Source organism: Bacteroides sedimenti (assembly GCF_040365225.1).
GTDB classification, from domain to species: Bacteria; Bacteroidota; Bacteroidia; order Bacteroidales; family Bacteroidaceae; genus Bacteroides; species Bacteroides sedimenti.
In genome coordinates this window covers 381,577-405,643 of sequence record NZ_AP028055.1, presented here as the reverse complement: position 1 = coordinate 405,643, position 24,067 = coordinate 381,577, and the positions used below count along the sequence as shown (strand labels likewise).

Genomic DNA, 24,067 nt, shown 5'->3' with positions numbered 1-24,067 from the left:
ACAGTTCACTACTTCATCGAATCAGCTTTCTTGAGCGGAATACGAACGAAGAAATAACCGATTACCAATATAATTAATAAACCAACCACATAGTTCGGGTTAGCGAACGGAAGCATGTCGGCAAAGAAGATGTTAAACATAGCAAAGATTGCCACTACCAATCCCATCAACGCCTCACCGGCAATCAAACCTGATGCCAGAAGCACTCCGGTGTTTTCGACCGCTGCAATCTGACCTACGCTGTATTTGCGGCGCGCCACGTAAAGGTCGAGAACTCCCTTAATAAGACCGCCCACAAAGATAGCAAATACTGTATTGAATGGAAGATACATTCCCACAAAAATAAGCATCGGACTGGTGATTCCCATCAGGATGAAAGCAACCGCCATAATCATACCGGCGATAATCAGCACCCATGCCATTTGTCCGCCGATGATTCCTTGTGACAAGGTGGCCATCAAACCAGCCTGAGGGGCCGAAAGGTTCTTGCTTCCGAAACCTCCTTCGTAGCCTTGCTGAAGTCCCATATTGATATCGCCCTGATTCAGGACAATCAATACACCGAACATCACAAAACCTGCGATAACCACACCAATCAGGTCGCCCGCCTGCATCTTCCAGGGAGTACCACCCAAGATATGTCCGGCTTTCAAGTCCTGGAACATTTCGCCACCTACGGCAGCCGCCACACAAACAATGGCTGCGATTCCAAGCACCGCGGCAACACCTCCGTTGGCTTTATCAACACCACAGGCAACCAGAATCAAGGCTGTTACCACCAATGCTGTCAATGTAAGACCACTGATTGGGTTGTTGCTTGAACCGATGATACCAACCAGGTAACCGGAAACAGCTGCAAAAAAGAAGGCAAGCACAATCATGATGGTTGAAGCTACGATAGCCACCAATATAGATGTATTGAATATGAAGTAGGTTATCACGAATGTGGCAATTGCAGCGAAACAGATACCAAGAAGAATCCAAGAGGATTTTAGGTCTTTTTCCGTACGCTCTACATCTGCTGCCGAACCTTGAGTAGCACGCTTCAGGTCTTTCACCGAGCGTTTCAAGCCGGTACCCAGACTACCACGCATTCTGTACAGCGTAAAGCAGGCAGCTACCAGCATACCGCCGATTGCAATGATACGAACGATCTCTTTCCACACCACAGTTGCCGCATTCATCCATGCATCGGGCGAATCGACAGGCAGTGCTGCATTCTGAGGAAGTGAACCCACAAAAGAAGAACCCAAAACGGTAAGCAACATAGGCACCATCAGTCCCCATGCCATAACAGAACCACTGAAGTTGAGGGCTGAAAGACGAGGGCCGATGATGTAGCCAACACCTAAATAGGCGGGGCTGATAGAAGGACCTCCGGCAAGGAATCCACCGTCGAGTGCCTTTCCATCGGCAAACTTAGCAAGAGTGGACTTGAAGAAGGTGGTCCATTCTGTGGCAAAAAGACGAAGGTCGCCGGCAATCTTAACCACCGCACCTACAATCATTGCCGAGAAAAGATATTTGGAACCTCCGGAGCCGCTCTGACCACTCTTATGGATTTCGGCTGCCGCCACACTCTCGGGGAAAGGAAGTTCTTTGTCTTCCACCATCACACGGCGCAACAACGCAACAAAAAGTACGCCCAGCACACCACCGGTAATCAGAATAAGTGAAGCGATAAAGTAGCTGCCAATAGAGCTAAACTGCTCTCCGCTCCACACTCCGGAGATGTAAAACGCCGGTAAGGTGAAGATTGCACCTGCTGCTACCGACTCACCGATAGACCCAACGGTACGGGTGATGTTCTCTTCGAGGATGGTTCCCTTAAAGAAACGTAAGATTGCCATACCAATCACCGCCGCAGGATAAGTTGCGGCAATGGTCATACCTGCTTTCAAGCCCAGGTAAGCATTTGCGGCTCCCAGCACTACTGCCAGGACCAAACCGATGAGCAATGCTCTTCCGGTAAATTCTTTCATGCTATTCTCCGCCGAAACGAAAGGCACGAATTTCTTTTCATCTGCCATATTCTATTTTTGTGATTAAATTGTATATAATTAAATAATTTTTTCAGATAATTCACAAAGATACAATATAAACTTTTTTTAGCAATTATTCCTTTATCTTTTTATTGACCGGATTCGGGTTAAAATCAGGAAGAAGAATTTCGAAGTATTTCTACTATAAGTACCTGCCGGCGAGTTGTCTCTTCAAGTTCAGCAGTACGAACAGAAAAACAAAAAAAATCCTGCCCTAGGATAACCCGGGCAGGATTCTGTTTTATACTTGTATGTATATTGATTACTATGCTAATTTACCAGCTGAACCAAGAACGTTTTCAAGTTTCTTCTTATATAAAGCTTTCAAAGAATCACGAGCAGGACCTAAGTATTTACGTGGGTCAAATTCTGCAGGGCTTTCAGCGAATACTTTACGTACAGCAGCAGTCATAGCCAAACGACCGTCAGAGTCGATGTTAATCTTACATACTGCAGAAGAAGCGGCTTTACGAAGTTGTTCTTCTGGAATACCGATAGAGTCTACCAGTTTACCACCGTATTGGTTGATTTGAGCAACCAAATCCTGAGGAACTGAAGAAGAACCGTGAAGAACGATAGGGAATCCAGGGATTTCTTTTTCGATTTCTTCAAGGATGTCGAAACGCAATGGAGGAGGAATCAGGATACCGTTTTCGTCACGAGTACATTGTGCAGGAGTAAACTTGTTAGCTCCGTGAGAAGTACCGATAGAAATAGCCAATGAATCAACACCTGTGCGAGTTACGAAATCAACAACTTCAGATGGTTGAGTATATGTGTGGTGTTCTGCCACTACGTCATCTTCAACACCAGCCAATACACCAAGTTCACCTTCAACTGTTACATCAAACTGGTGAGCGTATTCTACTACTTTCTTAGTTAAAGCGATATTTTCTTCGTATGGGAAGTGAGAACCATCAATCATTACTGAAGAGAATCCCATATCGATACAAGACTTACAAAGTTCGAAAGAATCTCCATGGTCTAAGTGAAGAACGATTTCTGGTTTTTCACAACCAAGTTCTTTAGCATATTCTACTGCTCCCTGAGCCAGGTAACGAAGTAAAGTCTGGTTAGCATATTTACGTGCACCACTTGATACCTGAAGGATAACAGGAGACTTTGTTTCTACTGCAGCCTGAACGATAGCCTGCATTTGTTCCAGGTTATTGAAGTTGAATGCTGCAATGGCATATTTTCCAGCAATAGCTCTCTTAAACATATCTTTAGTGTTTACGAGGCCTAAATCTTTGTAATTAACCATGTTTTTTTTATAATTTATTGTTAGTGAATTAAAATTCTTCGCAAAATTAAAAATAATTGTTTGAATAAAAATGTTCTGCCAAAGTTTTTATGCTATAAAACACTTTAATTCATTACAAATAGGATCTTCTTTACTGATACTGATATCAGTTTGTAATCTCCATATGGCAATGAGAACAAAAAGAGACGGAATTAAGTTCGTCTTAATCCGCCTCTTTTATATTTTATTGAGTATTCGAAACTTATTTTACTGCTTTCGCAAGATAGATGATGGTTGGCAGGTGGTCACTGTATCCGTTAAGCCATATTCTACCGCCGAAAGTACGCTTGGGAGAGCCTTTGTAATCGCCACTTTGCTGTATCATGAAGTCGCGGGCAAAGATTTCGTGTTTGCAGAATTTCAGTGTGCTGGCATCGTTTCCAAGCAGATTTGAGGATACCACTATCTGATCGAAGAGATTCCATTTCCCACGGTAGGTTAAGGTTCCAATTTTCTTTTCAGCCAATGTATTCCACCAGGGATTGTAGAGTCCACCCTCTTCTACCTCACTAATTTCCTTTTTTGCACCCAAAGCCTGACTCATGCTTTCGTCCATCGGATCATCATTCATATCCCCCATGATTATAATCTTTGAGTTGGCATCTTCTTTCAGCAGAGAATCCTTTAGCACACGCACCTGCTTGCCGGCTATGATTCGGGCCGGAGCATCGGCACCCCTTGAAGGCCAGTGGTTAACAATGATTGTAAGCTTTTCGCCTGCCAATAATCCGCTTACAACCAGAAATCCACGTGTTTTATGAACCGTATCTTCAGCGTTGACATACGGAACCAATTTGCTAGCGGTAACCTTGAACTGATCTGGTTTGTATAATAAAGCGCAATCTATTCCACGTTCGTCGGGACCTTCATAATGAATAAACTGATATCCGGATGGAGCAAGAGCAGGTTCCTTCAGAAGGTCTTCGAGCACTCTCTTGTTTTCAACTTCAGCAAGTCCAACGGCAACAGGAGTTGTACCCAGCTTGTCCTTTGACAGCTGACTGATTACCTCGGCCATGTTTTTAAGCTTGGATGTATATTTCTTAGTATCCCAGTTATTTTTTCCATCGGGCAGATATTCATAATCGTTTTTACCCGAGTCGTGAATCGTATCGAACAGGTTCTCCTGATTATAAAAGGCGATACTATAAAAATCGAACTTCTTTTCCTGCGCACGGCCGGATAAAGACAATACAAAAAGACAAATAAAAAGAATTTGCAGTTTTTTCATTTCGGAGTTTATTATCAATAGTATTCGTATTTAATTTTTGCCATAAAACATTGTTTATCTTTTAGGGCATCGGACAAATGTCCGAAAAAAAAATGAAAAAACAGCCCATCCTTAGATAATTTTCCAAGAATGGGTTGAACAGGTATTGCTTTATTAAAAACAGCTTATTTCATCATTACCTTTTTCGTGAGGTTTTCTCCTTTCAGAATGTATATTCCTTTAGGAAGGTTTATAGTTGTTACTCCCGGCATCAGCTTATGGTTAAATAAAACCTGACCTGATATGCCCGAAACTTGTATATTCTGAATCATGTTGTTTTGAATAATAAGCTGATTGCCCTGCACAAAAAAGCTGAGCGGTGAAATCTCATTGCCGGATATGCCTGTTGATGCGTTTGCAGTTATAGATACATCATCAACATTCACACGTGAAGTACCTCCAATATTACTTATTTTAATACGGACCGGTGAAGAAACATTCAGAGCGTATGTGTATTTTGTAAAAGTACTGCTAGCTGAAACATTGTTATCTACTGTTACCCAATTGCTCCCTCCATCAATGGAGTAATAAACCCCGAAAGTGACAGCAGCGTCGGTGCCATATGTTCCTGCATAGAATGAAAGAGTGCCTGCTCCATCTATTTTATCGGCATTCATAGAAACAGATGCTCCGACGTATTTCCCTAAACGGGCCGATTGATTACCATTCTTTAAGTCTTTAACATCTGTACCCATAATCAATGAGTTGTTAAAAGTCCAAGAACCCATAGTTGCATTTACCAGATCGGTTGTGGAATATGAACCTTTTGTTCCTTTTTCAAAATCTTCAAAGAAGTTTGTTACTGTCGAAGAGGACTTAACATCAGTCTTTATTTCTGTCAGTAGAGAAGAGAGTCCTCCTCCAACAATCTGATAATAGTAGACTGTTTCAGGAGTCAATCCTGTAATTGTTTGCTTCTCGGTTGCTGCATCAACCGTAATGGGATAGCCATCTACTAAAGTGGTTTTGTCTGAATTGTACAGACTGAACTGATAACTAGAAGACACCCCAATGTTTTTCCATTTAGCAACAAACGACCCGGAAGTGATATTTTCGGCTGATAAAACAGGAATCTTATCAACAGCTTCAGCTTTTAGATTTACAGTAACAGTCACTCCATCACCAGACAAAGTCAGTTGACCGGTTGAAGCAGCTGCTGTAGCGGAAGTGTATTGCACTAAAACCTTTGCACCGGCAAGCACTTGCTCTTTACTCAAGGCAGAAACATTCACAATAAATCCTGTGCCCGAAACTACAACAGAAATATCACCGGTAAAATTATTACCGGTAACTGAAACTTCTTTTTGAAGGGTACTATTGATTGCCACAGCACCTAAATCAAGAGTGGAATTATTAGACGGTGAATATAAAATCGGATCTGTTCCAGACGAGATATACCAGGGAGTATCAGTCTTTGTTCCCCAAACATAATCTACCAGTTCCGGATAATCGATGAAAGGATTCCGGTTTCCCTGAATTTTATACACCTCATTGTTTCGGTTTATCTCTTTCTGACTTACAGGATCGTCTTTACACCACTTTAACAGAAGATTGTATGCCCAGGGTTCAAATACCGGATAGGTATTATTATCCAACTGATTAACTGAGTTTCCGGTCCAAATACTGGAAAGGTTTTCATAGCAAGTCACCATATACATATATCCCCGGGCAAAATCGCCTTTGTATTCATCGGCCGGTTCCCAGGCAGTAATAAAGCCGCCAGGTCGGCTGCTAGAAACTCCGACTTTAATTACTCCGTTATCAAAAGTTTTAGTTCCATCAACAACGGCCATTGGATAACTTCCCTTGGCAGAATTGGCTGTTATATCGGATGGATTTAAGTTAAATAAATCGTTATATGTTTGATTTTTAGTACCACCCCACCAACTGTTTGCTAAAGCGTGCTCTATATTCATTCCGGATGCTGCCGATGTACCGTTGAAATTCACGTGGTTATTAGAGTACATATCCCATACAGTGCCATCCTCCGGACGGATATCTGTTTTTATAAAACCAGACCAGGTACTACTTGATCCGCTGCCATAGCTCAAAACACGAGCAGTCTTAATAATGTTATACAACGCTGTTTTCAACTCTGATTTACTCTTTCCTTCGGCTGAAGTGTAGTATCCGGCAGGAATTTGTGCAACCAGTTGTCCGTTAAGACAGACTATAAATAAAAGAATCAACGAACGTAAAAGTGTTTTTTTCATTTTAACCGATTTGTGTTTATTCTACTATTAAAATTATTTTGGACGGCAAATCTAATAATTTATTAATTATAAAAAGCTTTCTCATTCATTAAAATGCTATTACAATTATTTTTTAACCTGACATATTGGTTTTCATTTAACCACAGAAATCATCAGAAACCGCTCATTTAATTATCTTTTCTTTGTATTTTAAGCCAAAACAGACGACAAACTGCTGAATTTTGATTTTGCAATGCTTTCTCGGATATAAAAGCAGTTATTAATTTCATTCGATTCATTTTAACATTTAATTTAACTCACTAAAGTATTAAACCACTTAAAAAGTTAGCCTAAATATTTTCTAATTAAAAGAAATGCATTATCTTTGCACTCTGAAATAGACCATTACACTATTCTTACCAAATAGTACAAAGTAATAATAATTAAAAAAACAAATACTGAAATGAAAAAAGGTATTCATCCAGAATCATATCGTCCAGTCGTATTCAAAGATATGTCTAACGGCGATGTATTTTTATCTCAATCAACTTGCAACACTAAAGACACTATCGAATTCGAAGGTGAAACTTATCCATTGGTTAAGCTTGAAATTTCAAGCACTTCTCACCCATTCTACACTGGTAAGTCTACAATGATTGACACAGCTGGTCGTATCGATAAGTTCAAGAGCCGTTACGGAAACCGTAATAAGAAATAATATATCAGAATCAGCTGATACAAAAAGCTCTGGTACTTCAGTGTACCAGGGCTTTTTTGTTTTTAGTCGAAAATTTTAAATATTGCAAAATGAATGTGTACAACCTGGTCAATTGTTTCTTCCATCATACACAGGTATAACGCAAAACGGGCAGATATAAATATCCACCCGTTTCTTTTATATTCAATACTTATCAGTAACCTACTAAGGTAAATCAGCTATTAGAATTCTACTTTACTACCTTCGTAGCAAGCCTGATAGATTTGCGCCAATTCTTCGGCAGTCGGCTTTCTTGGGTTGAAACCGGTACAAGCATCGGCCAGGGCGTTTGTTGCCAAGTAGTTCAGGTTCTTATTCCATTCCTCTTCACTGATGCCAAATTCCTTGATCGAACCAATTACGTTCACGCTGCTTCTAAGTTGTTCAACCGCCTGTGCAAATTCTTCGGTAGAAGTTTTGCCCAACACCTGTGCCAGTTCTTCGTAACGGCCTGTTGCTTTGCTGTTGAATCGGATTACGTTAGGCAGTACAATCGCATTTGCGCAACCGTGAGGAATACCATACATTCCACCCAACTGGTGAGCCAATGAATGGGCAATACCCAACCATGAATTATTGAACGCGAAACCACCCATACAAGATGCATCGTGCATATTCTGACGTGCAGCGGTATCTTCGGGAGACTCCATGGCTGTGTTCAGGTTCTTGAAGATAAGATCCATACCACCTTTGGCAAGAACTTCGGCATAGTTGTCTTCAATGTTTGAAACATAAGCTTCAATACAGTGTGTCAACGCATCCAGACCGGTATTTGCTGTGACGTGTGCAGGCATGGTTTTGCAAAGTTCGCCATCCACAATAGCCACATCAGGAGTCAGTTCATAAGATACAACCGGATATTTAACACCTCTTTCGCGATCGGTAATCACAGCCAGACCGGTCATTTCGGTACCTGTACCGCTTGTTGACGGGATAGCCACGAAACGAGCCTTTTTGCGCAGTTCGGGAACGCCGAACACTTTGATCATCTCGTCGAAAGTGATTTCAGGATATTCGTATAGCACCCACATTGCCTTGGCAGCATCAATAGAAGAGCAACCTCCAAGACCGATAATCCAGTCGGGACCAAATTCTGTGAACACCTTTGCTCCCTGACGAACTGTGTCAATAGAAGGATCGGCCTCAACATCGCTGAAAACCCTGGTTTCCATTCCGGCTCTGTGCAGATAAGCTTCTACCTTATCTAATACGCCATTATTTTTAACTGAATTTCTACCCGTAACGATTACGGCTTTTTTACCTTTCAAATTTGACAACTCTTCCAGAGATCCTGCTCCATGAAATACCTGTCCTGCAACATACAATTTACTCATATAAAACTTATAAAATTATGATTAATTTTGATGTTGCAAAGATAGATGGTTGCAATAACGTGAAGATTATAAATTTGGGCAGTTTACTTGTAAATATGGGACAATCGAAATTTCAGCTCCGAAGGCGAGCAATGCATTTTCGCCGCAATAAACTTATTCAGAGCCGATGGAGAGTCGAAACCCAATTCGTAGGCAATCTCTTTATTGGAATAGTCATAGAAGACCAGCATTCTTTTAATTTCGAGCAGAATACGTTCGTGAATCACGTCCAGTGCAGCCTCGCCCGTATATCGCTGGCACATTGCCGTGAGGCGTTTTGGCGTTACATTCAGCTGCTCGGCATAGATGGCCACAGTGCGGTTGTGCTTAAACTGCTCTTCCACCAGCTCCCGAAACCGGAGATAGACATCCGCCTCCTCACTCTCTTTTCTGGATGGCGTGCGCGTTTGGCTGGCATCCACCAAAGTCAGCAGCAGAATCTTAATGTAGAATTTAATCTGTTCCTTCTTCAGGATGGTGAGATTTTCGTAATGCAACCACATTCTTTCGACAATGGTTCGAACCTCCTCGAAGGATGTGCTATCAAACGGAATGTAGTTCAGCCGTTTCTGCAAGTCAACGGTATATGCGCTCAGCTCCTTCTTCAACACGGCCGAACAGAACAGGGCGTCATCAAACATGATGACCGTTCCTTTGCTGTCGGGCGAAAGTGAAAGCTGATGAAACTGTTTTGGGAAAAGCACCGAAACACACGGAGCCTTCAGCTGATAGGCGTCAAACTCAATACGCTGTTCGGCTTCTCCTTCTTCCAGAATAAGAATCTGATAATAATCATGCCGATGAACTGCGTTAGGGTCATACGGCAGTTGATGATGAAGCGTTTCTAAATTAAACGCCAGGCAAGGTTTATTGAATGCCTTAAAATAATCATCCAAGGTGTAAACAGGTATTTCCATATTCCGTATTTCATATTATATACAACAAATATATAACTAAAACAGTCGGGTATTCACTCGAAAAAAAACAGAGTAAACAAGATTCTACAAAAGGAAGCGCGGCGGCATCCCCGCATTCATCTTACCATCTACCTTATTTTAAAGCAAAACGGCCATTTTGCCATGTGTAGACCAGTTCCTTCTTTAGGAAAGGTTTCAAAACCTCGGCATCACCTTCGGCCATGTTTTCCGAAGCTGTATAGGTAAAAGTCAGATTGGTTCCCTCCTTTGATAAATCGGCTTTCAGAAAGTAGATATCCAAAGAGGCCCTGGCATTATTAAACGCCTCCATCTGGGCAGAGTCGGGAGCCAGAAAGAACTGTTCAACCGACGGCAATTCGAGATATTCTTTTGATGGGAGTTCCTTCCATCCGGTGGTATAAAACTTAATGCTGCTGTCGCACACCGGTCCGCAAACCGTATTGATTGTGCAAATAACCTTTGCGGTATCGTTCAGTTGCAGCAATTTCATCTGAAAACTGCTCTGGGAGGTTGTCTGCACAAAAAGGTAATCCTTGGAAAGCTCTTTCATCTCAGACATTTTATCCATCCTGTTCTTCACCTGTGCTTTCATCTTGCTTTCAAGGAAATCGGCAAAATCTTCCCGGTTTACCTTGGTGAGCAAAGGCATTAATGTATCGGGCATATTGATAAACAGCGATTTTGCATCTTGCCCATGCATGGCAACAGCGGAAACTATCAATAAACAGAGAAGGACAATCTTTTTCATATTATTAATTTATTTTGAGCCCAAATATAAGAATATCATTCCGATTAGCACCAAAATTAGATCAATTGCTTTGCTTTTTAAATTCTTTTCACGGAAAAATATCGCACCAAAGATAAAAGAGACGATTACACTGCTTCTTCTTACCATGGATACAATTGAAATCATGGAGTCTTCGTAACTAAGTGCATAGAAGTAGACAAAATCGGCAGCGGCAAGAAAGACGGATATCAGCACAATACTCCAGTCCCAACGAAATGGGGTTGTCTCTTTGCGTTTGGGCCACCACAAAAACAGCAAGACGGTTCCCATGATGAACAGCTGGTACACATTATACCACGACTGGATAAGCATGGGGTCGAACTGCTTCATCAGGTACTTGTCGTACAATCCGCTGATAGCTCCCATTACCGAAGCCAGTACAAGAAAGAAGACCCAGCGGTTGTGCTTGAAGTCGATCCCCTCCTTCTTCCCCGAACGACTGAGCAAGAAGAACGAGACAATTGCCATCAGTACACCAATCCATTGATACAGATTGAGCCGTTCGCCAAAGACCAGCAATGCTCCGACCAGCACCATTACCGGGCGGGTGGCATTTATGGGGCCAACAATGGTGAGGGGCAGATGTTTCATGGCAAAATACCCGAAAATCCACGATGAGAGTACAATGGCCGATTTCAGAAGCACGAATTTGTGCACTTCCCACCCTTCAATGGGGACATAAAAGATGGAATGAGTTATCCAATCCTTTCCCACAGCCGAGAGGAGAATGAACGGAACGAAAATTAAACTGGAAAAGAGAGTATTTAGAAACAATACCGGCAGAACCGCATTCTCTTTTAAAGATTTCTTTTTAAAAACATCGTAAAAGCCTAATAGAAAGGCTGAAGTAAACGCTAATAATAACCACATATATTTAGAAACTGTTTTGAATTTTACGAAATCTGTTTTTTCTTCTATCTTTTATGCTGTTTTCTGCCCTTTTTTGCCTCTTTGTATTTTCCTTTCTTTCGTATAGACCGCTATACGATGCGAAATAAAAATTCAAATCCATCAAAAAATGAGTAAAAAACACTGCATAAAAAAATTTAAAACAGTTTCTATATAAAAATCTCGGCAGGGTATTCAACATCAACCAGGAACAACGCATGTCCCGGCACAGAGGCGCCTGCTTTACATCTGTCTTTGTGCTCAATCACTCTTCTAAATTCCTCAAGACTCATCTTGCCGCGCCCCACCTCCACCAAAGTACCTACTACCGCACGTACCATGTTTCGCAGGAATCGGTCGGCCTTAATGGTGAACACCCATGTATTCTCGTCTTCCTGAGTCCATTCAGCCTGCATAATGCGACAGTTATTCGTCTTCACATCCGTATGCAGCTTGCTGAAACTGGTAAAGTCTGTATATTCGAACAGTATCTTTGCCGCCCGATTCATCAGTTCGTAATCAAGGTTTGAATGCACTCGCCATTTAAGATGACGATTGAAGGGGGATTTTACGTTGGTGATATAATATTTATAGGAACGCGAAATGGCATCAAAGCGGGCGTGCGCCTCGGGTGTGACTTTGCAAACTTCGAATACAGAGATGTCCTGAGGGAGTATTCTGTTAAGCTTGTCGGCAATTGCTGTCAGGTCGGCAAAATCTTCTTCGTAGTCGAAATGGGCAACCATCAGTCTGGCGTGGACCCCGGTGTCGGTACGTCCGGCTCCCACCACTTCGATATCGGTTCGAAGAAAGGTGGAAAGAGCTTTCTGCAGGCACTCTTGCACACTAATGCCATTGGGCTGAATCTGCCAACCGTGATAATTGGTTCCTTCGTAGGCTAAGTAAATAAAGTATCGTTGCACGTATATTCTAATTTTTGTGCAAAGTTACGTTTTTTTTCGTTACGTAAGTTCTATCTGGCTGTAATATGAAAGCAACCTTGCTTCAGTTCGTATTTCACGTAACATGTTTCCGCTTTACGAAGGTCGCGAAGCACTTCTGAAAGTACCAGCTTCAGGGTATCAGAGCCGACGTCCTGCATGGGCCGGCCGTCCTCCACTTTATAGAAACGCTTCCAGCTTACATCGAATGTTGTTCCATAGAAATGGGCCGAATTGTCGGAGGCATTTTGATTGCGTTTTCGGAGTTTACGGACATCATCCTTTGTCCGGAGCACGGATGTTACAATCACTTCGTTGGGATTCAACCCTTTTGCCCCCAAAGAATCGAGAAAATTAGAGCCAATGCTGGCAAGCAGGTCGGCAGCTTTCGGGACAAGATACGGAAGTGAATGGGTTAACGAATCCACCTGATAATATTCATTATTCTCTATCAGCACTAAATCACCATTCATAGATTCGGCCTCTTCTCGCGAAGAGATGGGAGTAATCCCAATGCTCTTTGCCGAGGAGAGATGCAAATCGTTCAGATCTCCAAAAGAACGTTTGTAACTGATTACCCCTCTGATATTTTTTGGATCGTTCATTTTCATGGTTTTATCCCGACAGGCTCCCAGGAAACATATCTGTAGTAAAAGAATGATGCAGGCGATAGCTTTACGCATAAGTTTTATCTGGTTTGGTTTTTTAGTTTTAGTATGTGCAAATATATATTAAATTCATCTTTTCTGAAAAAGTAATATCGAATAAATTCCATTTGAAAGCTAAAAAAATCCAAACGAAATGATTAAATTTGCAGGCAATTAGAAATACACTTAGATCCTTTAAATTGATTCAATGATAGAAAAACTGATTGTTCTCGAAGAAATCGATCCGGTTATCTTCTATGGCTTGAATAATGCCAACATCCAACTTATCAAAGCCTTATATCCCAAATTAAGGATAGTAGCCCGCGGAAATGTGATTAAGGTAATGGGAGATGAAGAAGAAATGTGCGCTTTCGAAGAGAATATCCTAGCATTGGAAAAGCACTGCGCCCAATACAACTCCCTAAAAGAAGAGGTGATAATTGATATCATCAAAGGTAACACCCCACAGACGGAGAAGATTGGCAACGTCATTGTGTTCAGCGTTACAGGAAAGCCCATCATCCCCCGAAGCGACAACCAGCTGAAACTGGTGGAGGGATTCGAGAAGAATGATATGCTTTTTGCCATCGGCCCTGCAGGATCGGGAAAGACCTACACTTCCATTGCATTGGCAGTTAGAGCCCTGAAACAAAAAGTAATAAAAAAAATCATCCTCAGCCGACCGGCCGTTGAAGCGGGCGAGAAACTCGGTTTCCTACCGGGAGATATCAAAGAAAAAATAGACCCTTACCTGCAACCACTCTACGACGCACTGCAGGATATGATTCCTGCGGCCAAGTTAAAAGAATACATCGACCTAAACATTATCCAAATTGCACCGTTAGCCTTTATGCGGGGGCGTACATTAAATGATGCGGTGGTTATTCTGGACGAGGCGCAAAACACCACCACTCAGCAAATCAAGATGTTCCTTACCCGCATGGGTATGAATACCAAAATGATTGTTACAGGAGACCTTACTCAGATTGACCTTCCTGCTTCGCAAACATCGGGACTGGTTCAGGCAATGCGCATCCTGAAAGGGGTGAAGGGCATTAGCTTCGTGGAGCTTGGAAAGAAAGACATTGTGCGCCACAAACTAGTAGAGCGGATAGTTGAAGCCTACGAACGGTTTGATGAGAAAAAGAAAAAAGAGAAACTTGAAGAATCCCAAAAACAAATACAGTAATGAGCAAAGCATTAGTAAAAACCGACTTTAATTTTCCGGGACAAAAGAGTGTATACCACGGAAAAGTGCGTGATGTGTATAATATCAACGACGAACTATTGGTGATGGTGGTATCAGACCGCATCTCTGCATTCGATGTTGTTCTTCCCGAAGGTATCCCTTACAAAGGACAGGTGTTGAATCAGATTGCAGCCAAATTTCTAGATGCAACTTCGGACATTGTTCCTAACTGGAAAATTGCTACCCCCGACCCAATGGTTACCGTAGGTATCAAATGCGTACCTTTCGAAGTGGAAATGGTAGTGCGTGGATATCTTACAGGTCATGCATGGAGAGAGTACAAAGAGGGCAAACGTGTTCTTTGCGGCGTTCCAATGCCGGACGGAATGAAGGAAAACCAACCGTTCCCAACCCCAATCATCACTCCTACCACAAAAGCATACGAAGGACATGACGAGGACATCTCCAAGGAAGAGATTATTGCACGTGGCATTGTGAGCAAAGAGGATTACGAACAACTGGAAAAATACACCTTGGCTGTTTATGCTCGTGGATGCGAGATTGCCAAAACAATGGGACTCATCTTGGTGGATACAAAATACGAATTTGGAAAGAAAGACGGAAAGATTCTCCTGATGGACGAAATCCATACCCCCGACTCTTCACGCTATTTCTATGCTGATGGATTTGAAGAACGCCTGGCCAAGGATGAACCTCAGAAACAGCTTTCAAAGGAATTTGTGCGCCAGTGGCTCATTGAAAACGGATTCCAAGGAAAAGAGGGACAAAAAGTTCCTACTATGACAGAGGAATATGTAAACAGTGTAACCGAACGCTACATTGAATTGTATGAAAACATCGTTGGAGAACAATTTGTGAAAGCAGATTTGGAAGATGTTGCCTCACGAATTGAAAAGAATGTGACCGCATTTCTTACAAAATAAGTAGTACCATATGAATGAATAATGGAAGGGCTTCTTTTCATTATTCATTCATTTTTATTCATATCGATTTATATTTTTCGTTTCCCAAATGAAATATCCCCAAGAACAAATAAAGCCTTATAGCTCTAGCGGAAAGAAATCAGAGCAAGTGGAAAAAATGTTTAATAACATTGCCCATCATTACGACCTGCTGAACCACACCCTTTCTATGGGCATTGATAAAGGCTGGAGACGTAAGGCAATTGCCTGGCTAAAACCGTTCCACCCACAAAAGATGATGGACGTAGCCACCGGAACCGGGGATTTTGCCATTCAGGCATACCGCGACCTTTTGCCACAAGAGCTTATCGGGACCGATATTTCTGAAGGGATGATGAATATTGGCAAGGATAAAGTCAAGAAGCTTGGACTGGAACAGAATATCACTTTTGCTAAAGAGGACTGCACCAATCTCTCTTTCACAGAAAATACATTCGACGCCATCACGGTTGCCTTCGGAATCCGTAATTTTGAAAATTTGGATAAAGGACTTTCGGAGATGCACCGGGTACTTACTCAGGAAGGACATCTGGTAATACTGGAGCTGACTACCCCCGACCGCTTCCCAATGAAGCAACTATTTGCTATCTATTCAAAGATTGTAATTCCAACCTTGGGTAAATTGCTTTCCAAGGACAACAATGCTTACACATATCTGCCACAAACTATTCAGGCCTTTCCACAAGGAGAGGTAATGAAAGGGGTTCTTGAAAAGGCTGGTTTCAGAAATGTAGCTTTCAGAAGACTAACTTTTGGAATCTGCACACTCTATACCGCTACAAAATAAAAAGAACAATAAAAATATACTCCCATGAAAAAGTATGGTTTAATAGGCTATCCGCTCAAACATTCATTCTCGATTGGATACTTCAACGAAAAATTCAAATCGGAAGGCATTGATGCCGAATACGTAAACTTTGAGATCCCTGATATCAAGGATTTTTTAATGATTATCAGCGAAAACCCAGACCTGTGCGGACTGAATGTTACTATTCCGTACAAGGAACAGATTATACCCTATCTTGATGAACTGGACAAGGATACAGAAGCCATAGGCGCCGTTAATGTAATCAAGATTATTCGACAGAAAGGAAAAGTGAAACTGGTGGGATATAATTCAGACATTATCGGTTTTTCACAATCAATTGAACCGTTTATTGTGAAAGACAAACACAAGAAAGCCCTGATACTGGGTGCTGGTGGAGCATCAAAAGCAGTTTTCCACGGATTGAAGAATCTGGGAGTTGAAGGTGTTTATGTTTCTCGAGCCAAACAACCAGGCATGCTGACTTACGATGAGCTGACTCCGGAGATAATGGCTGAGCACACGATTATTGTAAATGCAACTCCGGTAGGAATGTTTCCCGATGAAGATAATTGTCCCAATATTCCTTACGAACAACTTACGCACAAACACTTGTTATACGACCTGATTTACAATCCGGACACAACCCTTTTTATGAAGAAAGGTGCTGAAATGGGAGCTAAAACCAAAAACGGACTGGAAATGCTATTGCTGCAAGCTTTTGCAGGATGGGAAATATGGAATAAATAAATATCTGCATGAACAGGAAAAAGACTTTAAAGATTGTAAAATATTCCGTTCTTGTTTTTTTATTCCTGTTATTGGGAGGTCTGGCATGGGGGAGTTTCTATATGCTCGATTACTCATTAGCCTCAAAGCACAACGGGAACGATGAAGCAGAATCATACAAATACATGTTCGAAAACTATCCGAACCTGAAACCATGGGTGGATAGTCTTAAACAAGCTTCGGCATTGAAAGATACTTTTATCATAGGTAACGAAGATAAAAAACTGCATGCCTTTTATATCACCGCGAAGCACCCAACAGATAAAACCGCCGTACTTGTACATGGATATACCGACAATGCCATCCGAATGCTGATGATTGGTTATATGTACAGTCACGAAATGAATTATAATGTGATTCTTCCAGACCTTAGGGCACACGGAAAGAGTGAAGGCAAAGTTATTCAGATGGGATGGAAAGACCGACTTGATATACTGAAATGGATTGATGTGTCTAAAGGGATATTCGGTGACAGCACCCGTATGGTGGTACACGGTATTTCGATGGGAGCCGCTACAACCATGATGCTTAGCGGAGAAAATCTTCCCGGCAACGTGAAATGCTTTATTGAAGATTGTGGCTATACAAGCGTATGGGATGAGTTTGCTAAGGAACTGAAGTCTCGTTTCGACCTGCCGACATTCCCCTTGATGCATTCCACAAGTCTGCTGTGCAATATTAAATATGGCTGGACTTTTCAGGAAGCATCGGCATTAAACCAGGTTAAGAAATGTCATCTGCCTATGTTATTCATACATGGTGACGCTGACACATACGTCCCCACCTGGATGGTGTATCCTCTCTATGAAGCCAAACCGGCACCGAAAGAGCTATGGATTGTGCACGGTGCCGAACATGCGAAATCATACAAACAAAATCCGGCAATATATCTGTCGAAAGTAAAAGCGTTTACAGATGTTTATATTAACTAAACAACCTGTGCACGGTGGAATTTCCTACGAGAGATAAACTGTTTTACTGAATAGTTTTATATCTTTGTAACTAATACAGATTATTGCAGAAATAATGTATTCTGAAAAACAAGATTGGTTAAATGTTTTTTCTGCCATATAACACCAGGATATATAGAATAGGCCCAATTGGAATATTTTGAAGCAATAAATAACAACTAAATGAAAACTATGAAATTATCAAAAAAAATATTTTTGCTTCTCCTCATGTGCATCAGTTACCAACTACATGCACAGGCAAAAGAGTACACTATTGAAACCGTTCCCAATGTACATATTCAGAACAAGATGCAATATGTAAGCAACCCGGGGGGACTCTTATCCCAGGAAGCTTGTGCGGAAATTGACAGCATGCTCTGGAATCTGGAACAGAAAACATCCATCGAAGTAGCAGTGGTTGCTCTTCCATCCATCGGCAACAACGATAGTTTTGATTTTGCACTCGGATTGTTTAATGCCTGGAAAGTAGGAAAAAAAGGAAAAGATAACGGATTGGTTATTCTACTGGTGGAAGACCAGCGCACCATCCGCTTTATAACCGGATACGGACTGGAAGGAGATCTTCCTGATGCCATCTGCAAGCGGATACAGGTTCAAAAGATGAATCCATTTTTCCGGAACAACAACTGGGACGGAGGAATGGTGAGCGGCATCAAGACAATTGTAGCCCGTCTGGACGGCACCATGACAAATGATGAAATACAGGGTCAAGAATCCGGAGACATCATGCTTATCTTCTTTGCAGCCGGAGGATTTCTGTTGCTGGTAATCTTCATAGGAGGTTTTGCTGCCTGGAAAGCAAACCAGTGCCCCAATTGCAAAAAACATCAACTAATGCGCACCGACTCAAAACTTCTTTCGCTCAGCCACGGAATAAAGAGAGAGCAGGTTGTATTTACCTGCCAGAACTGTGGCCATAAGGTGGTTCGCGAAGTGGAAGACCACTACCGCGGAGGCAGAGGCGGTCTGGGTGGCGGCTTAGGAGGAGGAATCTTTATGGGCGGCATGGGCGGAGGCTTTGGCTCCGGCGGCGGTGGATTCGGCGGAGGCAGCTTCGGCGGAGGCAGCTTCGGCGGTGGAATGACTGGCGGTGGTGGAGCCGGATCGGATTTTTAAAACATTAAACAGAAAATAGATATGAAAAAGTCTTTAATTATTATCTTGGCGATAGTTGTGATTCTCGCTCTCCTTGGAGGAGGCTCTTATAACTCAATGGTGGATAAACAAGAAGAGGTGACAAAAGCCTGGTCCAACGTGGAGAATCAGTATCAACGTCGTTCCGACCTGATCCCCAACCTGGTAAATACCGTAAAAGGATATGCCAAACATGAAAAAAGTACTCTAGAAGGTGTCATTGCAGCGCGTGCAAAAGCTACTCAGATAACAGTCGACCCAACAAAGATGACTCCTGAAAAACTGCAAGCTTATCAGAAAGCACAGGGAGATGTGACTACCGCACTTGGCAAATTGCTAGCCATTTCAGAAAGCTATCCCGACCTAAAGGCAAACCAGAACTTCCTGGAACTACAGGCTCAGCTGGAAGGAACAGAAAACCGCATATCAGTAGAACGCGGACGTTTCAATGAATTGGCTAAAGAATACAATGCCTTTATCCGTAAATTCCCAAAAAACATCTTTGCAGGCATGTTCGGTTTTGAAAAACGCCCCTATTTTGAGGCTGAAGAGGGAACTGAAAAAGCGCCAAAGGTAGAGTTCTGATATAAACATTTGCCTACAAAAAAAAAATGCAGTAATTTTGCATGCTGTAAATAAACATCTTATCATTTTAACAAATATGAGTAATCAACGATACATGCAGCGGGGTGTTTCAGCTTCGAAAGAAGATGTGCACAACGCTATTAAAAACATCGACAAGGGTGTCTTCCCTCAAGCTTTCTGTAAAATCATTCCTGATATTTTAGGTGGCGACCCAGAATATTGCAACATTATGCACGCCGATGGAGCCGGAACAAAATCAAGTCTGGCTTATCTCTACTGGAAGGAAACAGGAGATATTTCTGTTTGGAAAGGGATTGCGCAGGATGCGTTGATTATGAATATTGACGATTTGCTATGCGTGGGTGCTGTTGATAATATACTGGTTTCATCAACCATTGGTCGTAACAAACTGCTGATTCCGGGAGAAGTGATCTCGGCTATCATTAATGGTACCGATGAACTGCTTGCAGAACTTCGCGAAATGGGTGTAGGTGTATATGCCACAGGTGGCGAAACGGCCGATGTAGGCGATTTGGTTCGCACCATCATTGTGGACAGTACCGTAACCTGCCGTATGAAACGTAGCGATGTGATTGATAATGCCAATATCCGTCCGGGTGATGTGATTGTGGGACTGGCCTCTTACGGACAGGCAACCTACGAAAAGGAATACAACGGCGGTATGGGAAGCAACGGACTAACTTCTGCCCGCCACGATGTGTTTGCAAAATATCTGACAGAAAAATATCCTGAAAGCTACGATGCAGGTGTTCCTGCCGACCTTGTTTATTCTGGCAAGCTAAAACTAACCGACCCGATTGAAGGCATAACGCTTGATGCCGGAAAAATGGTGCTATCTCCTACCCGTACTTATGCTCCGGTAGTTAAGAAACTACTGGATGCTCTTCGTCCGGAAATACATGGTATGGTACATTGCTCAGGTGGGGCTCAGACTAAAGTTCTTCACTTTGTTGACACAGTAAGAGTTGTAAAAGACAACCTCTTCCCTGTTCCGCCTTTATTCAAGACAATCCAGGAACAATCGGGTACAGACTGGAGCGAAATGTACAAGGTATTCAACATGGGACATCGCCTTGAAGTTTACCTGTCACCAGAACATGCTGAAGAGGTAATCGCTATCTCCAAATCTTTCGGAATTGATGCTCAGATAGTTGGACGCGTGGAGGAATCAGATAAGAAAGAACTGATTATTAAAAGTGAATTCGGAGAGTTCAGATACTAAAATATGGCAGACAACAATACATTATTAGATAAACTTGAAGGGCTGGTAAGCCGCTTTGAAGAGATTTCGACCCTTATTACCGACCCGTCAGTGATTGCCGACATGAAGCGCTTTGTGAAACTGACCAAGGAATACAAAGACCTAGAAAATATCGTAAATGCCCGCAAAGAATATATACAAATGCTTGACGGTATTGAAGAAGCCAAAGCAATTCTTGGCTCTGAACAGGATCCTGAAATGCGCGAAATGGCAAAGGAGGAGTTAGACAATTGCCAGTCAAGACTTCCGGAACTGGAAGAGGAGATAAAAATTCTCCTGGTTCCTGCCGACCCACAAGATGGAAAGAATGCGATTGTGGAAATCCGTGGAGGAACAGGAGGTGACGAAGCTGCCATCTTTGCCGGCGACCTTTTCCGTATGTATGCAAAATACTGCGAAGCCAAAGGATGGAAGGTGGAGGTGACTAACACCAGCGAAGGAACATCCGGAGGTTTTAAAGAAATTATTTTCACTGTAAGTGGAGATAACGTATATGGAATTCTGAAATACGAATCGGGGGTACACCGCGTCCAACGGGTTCCAGCCACAGAAACACAAGGCAGAGTTCATACATCGGCTGCTTCTGTTGCCGTACTTCCTGAAGCCGAAGAGTTTGATGTGGAAATCAATGAAGGCGAAATCAAATGGGACACATTCCGTTCAGGTGGAGCCGGTGGACAGAACGTAAACAAGGTGGAATCGGGCGTTCGTTTGCGCTATGTTTGGAAGAACCCGAACACAGGCGTTTCGGAAGAGATTCTGATTGAATGTACAGAAACACGCGACCAACCTAAAAACAAAGAAAGAGCACTTTCTCGCCTACGTACTTTCATCTACGATAAGGAGCATCAGAAATACCTCGATGATATCGCTTCAAAAAGAAAGACCATGGTTTCCACCGGTGACCGCTCGGCTAAAATCCGTACCTACAATTATCCGCAAGGACGTATTACCGATCACCGTATCAACTATACCATCTATAACCTTTCAGCATTTATGGACGGAGATATTCAGGACTGCATCGACCGCCTGATTGTTGCCGAAAATGCAGAACGAATGAAAGAAAGTGAACTATAATATTACTCCCGATGAACAAACAACAATTATTCGAAAACATAAAACGCAAGAAATCATTTCTCTGCGTAGGTCTGGATACAGACATTAAAAAAATTCCGGAACACCTTTTGAAAGAGGAAGATCCAATCTTCGCTTTTAATAAGGCCATTATTGATGCAACTGCAGATTTGTGCATTGCCTACAAACCCAATCTAGCCTTCTATGAAAGCTTGGGTGTAAAAGGATGGATTGCTTTTGAAAAGACAGTTTCATATATTAAAAAGAACTATTCCGACCAATTTATTATTGCCGATGCAAAACGCGGAGACATAGGAAATACAAGTGAGATGTATGCCCGTTCATTCTTCGATGAGTTGGATCTTGACTCGGTAACCGTTGCTCCATACATGGGCGAAGATAGCGTAAAACCATTTCTTATCTATCCGGAAAAATGGGTTATCCTACTGGCACTAACTTCCAATAAAGGTTCTCACGATTTCCAACTTACTGAAGATGCCAACGGAGAACGTCTTTTTGAAAAGGTATTGAAAACCTCTCAAAACTGGGCTTCCGATGAACAGATGATGTATGTTGTAGGTGCAACTCAGGGAAAGATGTTCCAAGATATCCGCAAACATGTACCCAACCACTTTCTCTTAGTTCCGGGCGTAGGTGCTCAGGGAGGATCACTGGAAGAAGTTTGCAAATACGGCATGAATAAGATGTGTGGCTTGATTGTAAACTCATCACGTGCAATTATCTATGCAGATAAAACGGAAAACTTTGCAATTGCCGCCAAAGCTGCTGCTAAAGCCGTTCAGGTTGAAATGGAAGAGCAACTAAAAGCTATCCTATAACTTAAACACATGATAAACGAACGAAAGATAGTCAACGATCCGGTTTTCGGCTTCATCAATATACCCGGAGGAGTAATTTCCAGGTTAATCAACCATCCGCTGATTACCCGGTTATCCCGGATAAAACAGATGGGACTATCTTCGGTTGTTTACCCTGGCGCACAGCACACCCGTTTTCAACATTCCTTGGGAGCCTTTTATCTGATGAGTGAGGCCATTACTCAGCTTCGTTTGAAAGGGAATGAGATTACTCCCGAGGAATCAGAAGGAGTGCTGGCCGCCATTCTGTTGCACGACATTGGTCACGGTCCATTCTCACACGTTTTAGAAGACTCTTTAATTAGAGGGGTACCGCATGAAGAGATTTCGCTTCGATTGATGGAACGTATTAATAAAGAACTGAATGGACAACTTGATTTAGCATTATGCATATTCAAGGATGAATATCCTAAAAGATTCTTACACCAATTGGTAAGCGGACAGCTTGATATGGACCGCCTCGACTATCTCTGTCGTGATAGCTTTTATACTGGAGTAATTGAAGGAAACATCGGTTCTGCACGTATCATTAAAATGCTCGATGTGAAAGACGATCATCTTGTAATTGAGGCGAAAGGTATTTATTCAATTGAAAACTTCCTCACCGCTAGGAGACTAATGTATTGGCAAGTTTACCTGCACAAAACATCTGTAGCATATGAACAGATGATGGTAAATTCCTTACTGCGGGCAAAAGAGTTGGCTTTTAAAGAGATAGAATTATTTGCTTCACCCGCTCTGCGTTTTTTCCTATATAATGATATCGATCCAAAAGAATTCTACCGCAACTCTGAATGCTTGGAACAATTCATTCAATTGGACGACAGTGATATATGGACAGCACTAAAAGTATGGAGTGCTCATCCCGACACGGTTCTTTCTACACTAAGCCAAGGACTGATAAATCGACAGATTTTCAAAGTTGAAACCTCAACTAATCCAATCAGTGAAGAAAGAATGAAGACTTTATTTAATGAGATAAGCAATAAGTTGCATATTAGCAAAGAAGATGCTGTATATTTTGTTTCGACCCCAAGTATAGAAAAAAACATGTACGACCCTGCTGATGATAGCATCGACATCATCTATAAAGACGGCACAATCAAGAATATAGCTGAAGCATCTGATATGCTTAATATTTCTCTCCTCTCAAAGAAGGTAAAGAAATACTACCTCTGTTACTTACGGTTGGCTTAAAAAAGATTGAAATATTTATCAAACCGTACAGAAATATAAAAA

At 42.1% G+C, this 24,067-nt stretch carries 22 protein-coding genes; 12 read left to right on the top strand and 10 right to left on the bottom strand.

The genetic code is table 11. The annotated features are described in order from the left end of the window. Window positions 1-8: 8 nt before the first annotated feature. From ABWU87_RS01515 to ABWU87_RS01500, 4 genes are all read right to left on the bottom strand, one after another. Window positions 9-2,030 carry an OPT family oligopeptide transporter gene (locus tag ABWU87_RS01515; RefSeq protein ID WP_353332615.1) on the bottom strand — a complete coding sequence of 674 codons (2,022 nt, stop codon included), beginning with the start codon at window positions 2,028-2,030 and terminating at the stop codon, window positions 9-11. A 277-nt stretch (window positions 2,031-2,307) separates the two neighbouring features. Next, window positions 2,308-3,306 (bottom strand): class II fructose-bisphosphate aldolase, encoded by a 999-nt coding sequence (locus ABWU87_RS01510; RefSeq protein WP_353332613.1) that lies wholly within the window; start codon window positions 3,304-3,306, stop codon window positions 2,308-2,310. Between the two features lie 241 nt (window positions 3,307-3,547). Then, window positions 3,548-4,576 carry an endonuclease/exonuclease/phosphatase family protein gene (locus ABWU87_RS01505; RefSeq protein ID WP_353332611.1) on the bottom strand — a complete coding sequence of 343 codons (1,029 nt, stop codon included), beginning with the start codon at window positions 4,574-4,576 and terminating at the stop codon, window positions 3,548-3,550. Window positions 4,577-4,740: 164 nt separating this feature from the next. After that, window positions 4,741-6,828, bottom strand: coding sequence for an endonuclease I family protein (locus tag ABWU87_RS01500; RefSeq protein ID WP_353332609.1), 2,088 nt, complete (start codon window positions 6,826-6,828; stop codon window positions 4,741-4,743). A 442-nt stretch (window positions 6,829-7,270) separates the two neighbouring features. On the opposite strand from ABWU87_RS01500, the gene ABWU87_RS01495 reads away from it, so the two are divergent. Beyond that, window positions 7,271-7,525, top strand: coding sequence for a type B 50S ribosomal protein L31 (locus ABWU87_RS01495; RefSeq protein WP_353332607.1), 255 nt, complete (start codon window positions 7,271-7,273; stop codon window positions 7,523-7,525). Between the two features lie 221 nt (window positions 7,526-7,746). On the opposite strand, the gene ABWU87_RS01490 is transcribed toward ABWU87_RS01495, so the two are convergent. The 6 genes from ABWU87_RS01490 to ABWU87_RS01465 all read right to left on the bottom strand — a co-directional run bounded on the left by ABWU87_RS01490 (window position 7,747) and on the right by ABWU87_RS01465 (window position 13,102). After that, on the bottom strand, window positions 7,747-8,898 hold the full coding sequence (locus tag ABWU87_RS01490) for an iron-containing alcohol dehydrogenase (RefSeq protein WP_353332605.1): 1,152 nt from the start codon (window positions 8,896-8,898) through the stop codon (window positions 7,747-7,749). A gap of 83 nt (window positions 8,899-8,981) precedes the next feature. Then, entirely contained in the window at window positions 8,982-9,854 is an 873-nt protein-coding gene (locus ABWU87_RS01485) for an AraC family transcriptional regulator (RefSeq protein WP_353332603.1), read from the bottom strand. A 133-nt stretch (window positions 9,855-9,987) separates the two neighbouring features. After that, on the bottom strand, window positions 9,988-10,623 hold the full coding sequence (locus tag ABWU87_RS01480) for a DUF3256 family protein (protein WP_353332601.1): 636 nt from the start codon (window positions 10,621-10,623) through the stop codon (window positions 9,988-9,990). A 9-nt stretch (window positions 10,624-10,632) separates the two neighbouring features. After that, on the bottom strand, window positions 10,633-11,532 hold the full coding sequence (locus ABWU87_RS01475) for a DMT family transporter (protein ID WP_353332599.1): 900 nt from the start codon (window positions 11,530-11,532) through the stop codon (window positions 10,633-10,635). A gap of 188 nt (window positions 11,533-11,720) precedes the next feature. Further along, the gene (gene truA, locus ABWU87_RS01470) at window positions 11,721-12,473 is read right to left on the bottom strand and encodes a tRNA pseudouridine(38-40) synthase TruA (RefSeq protein ID WP_353332597.1); all 753 of its coding nucleotides are present in this window, start codon (window positions 12,471-12,473) and stop codon (window positions 11,721-11,723) included. A gap of 50 nt (window positions 12,474-12,523) precedes the next feature. After that, window positions 12,524-13,102, bottom strand: a complete 579-nt coding sequence (locus ABWU87_RS01465) for a DUF5715 family protein (RefSeq protein WP_434533914.1) — start codon at window positions 13,100-13,102, stop codon at window positions 12,524-12,526. Window positions 13,103-13,346: 244 nt separating this feature from the next. Between ABWU87_RS01465 and ABWU87_RS01460 the strand changes: the two genes are divergently transcribed. From ABWU87_RS01460 to ABWU87_RS01410, 11 genes are all read left to right on the top strand, one after another. Continuing rightward, window positions 13,347-14,327, top strand: a complete 981-nt coding sequence (locus ABWU87_RS01460) for a PhoH family protein (protein WP_353332592.1) — start codon at window positions 13,347-13,349, stop codon at window positions 14,325-14,327. Further along, a complete protein-coding gene (locus ABWU87_RS01455) occupies window positions 14,327-15,271 on the top strand; it encodes a phosphoribosylaminoimidazolesuccinocarboxamide synthase (protein ID WP_353332591.1) in 945 nt (314 codons plus the stop codon). The genes ABWU87_RS01460 and ABWU87_RS01455 overlap by 1 nt, the downstream gene beginning before the upstream one ends. A gap of 88 nt (window positions 15,272-15,359) precedes the next feature. After that, complete coding sequence (ubiE, locus tag ABWU87_RS01450; RefSeq protein ID WP_353332589.1) at window positions 15,360-16,097, top strand: bifunctional demethylmenaquinone methyltransferase/2-methoxy-6-polyprenyl-1,4-benzoquinol methylase UbiE; 738 nt, start codon at window positions 15,360-15,362, stop codon at window positions 16,095-16,097. A 24-nt stretch (window positions 16,098-16,121) separates the two neighbouring features. Next, on the top strand, window positions 16,122-16,865 hold the full coding sequence (locus ABWU87_RS01445) for a shikimate dehydrogenase family protein (RefSeq protein ID WP_353332587.1): 744 nt from the start codon (window positions 16,122-16,124) through the stop codon (window positions 16,863-16,865). An 8-nt stretch (window positions 16,866-16,873) separates the two neighbouring features. Next, complete coding sequence (locus ABWU87_RS01440) at window positions 16,874-17,836, top strand: alpha/beta hydrolase (protein ID WP_353332585.1); 963 nt, start codon at window positions 16,874-16,876, stop codon at window positions 17,834-17,836. A gap of 210 nt (window positions 17,837-18,046) precedes the next feature. Next, on the top strand, window positions 18,047-18,991 hold the full coding sequence (locus ABWU87_RS01435) for a TPM domain-containing protein (RefSeq protein ID WP_353332583.1): 945 nt from the start codon (window positions 18,047-18,049) through the stop codon (window positions 18,989-18,991). Between the two features lie 21 nt (window positions 18,992-19,012). Further along, window positions 19,013-19,594, top strand: coding sequence for a LemA family protein (locus ABWU87_RS01430; protein ID WP_353332581.1), 582 nt, complete (start codon window positions 19,013-19,015; stop codon window positions 19,592-19,594). Between the two features lie 76 nt (window positions 19,595-19,670). Next, window positions 19,671-20,837 (top strand): AIR synthase-related protein, encoded by a 1,167-nt coding sequence (locus ABWU87_RS01425; RefSeq protein ID WP_353332579.1) that lies wholly within the window; start codon window positions 19,671-19,673, stop codon window positions 20,835-20,837. 3 nt (window positions 20,838-20,840) lie between these two features. Next, window positions 20,841-21,953: a peptide chain release factor 1 gene (gene prfA, locus ABWU87_RS01420; protein WP_353332577.1), complete on the top strand. Its 1,113-nt coding sequence runs from the start codon at window positions 20,841-20,843 to the stop codon at window positions 21,951-21,953. Between the two features lie 11 nt (window positions 21,954-21,964). Next, window positions 21,965-22,789 (top strand): orotidine-5'-phosphate decarboxylase, encoded by an 825-nt coding sequence (gene pyrF, locus ABWU87_RS01415; protein WP_353332575.1) that lies wholly within the window; start codon window positions 21,965-21,967, stop codon window positions 22,787-22,789. Window positions 22,790-22,798: 9 nt separating this feature from the next. Beyond that, window positions 22,799-24,025: an HD domain-containing protein gene (locus ABWU87_RS01410; protein WP_353332573.1), complete on the top strand. Its 1,227-nt coding sequence runs from the start codon at window positions 22,799-22,801 to the stop codon at window positions 24,023-24,025. Window positions 24,026-24,067: the final 42 nt, after the last annotated feature.